This is a genomic window from Sphingomonas beigongshangi (assembly GCF_016820445.1).
GTDB lineage: Bacteria > Pseudomonadota > Alphaproteobacteria > Sphingomonadales > Sphingomonadaceae > Sphingomonas > Sphingomonas beigongshangi.
Window position 1 is genome coordinate 1 of record NZ_JADHDT010000025.1, and the last position, 290, is coordinate 290.

The 290-nt window shown below is 70.0% G+C and carries 1 protein-coding gene; it reads right to left on the reverse strand.

Annotated elements, in window-relative coordinates; translation table 11 throughout:
* Positions 1-290, reverse strand: a 290-nt coding sequence (locus IQ292_RS17560) for a methyl-accepting chemotaxis protein (protein WP_238941231.1), incomplete at both ends; no start/stop codon positions are given.

The window sequence follows — 290 nt, forward strand, 5'->3', positions numbered from 1 at the left end:
ACCTGCCGGGCGAGCTGGTCGGCCTCGGCCGACAGCGAGCGGGCGGCGGCGGTGGCTTCCTCGACCATCGCGGCATTCTGCTGCGTCACGCCGTCCATCTCGCTGACGGCGGTGTTGACCTGCTGCAGGCCTGTCGCCTGGCTTTCCGCCGCCTTGGCGATCTCGCCGACCAGCGCGCTGATCTCACCGATCCGCCCGATGATGCGGGTAAGCGCCGCGCCCGTCTCGCTGACCAGCTGGACGCCGGCCTCGACCTGCTCGGTCGATGCGGTGATCTTGGTCTTGACGTC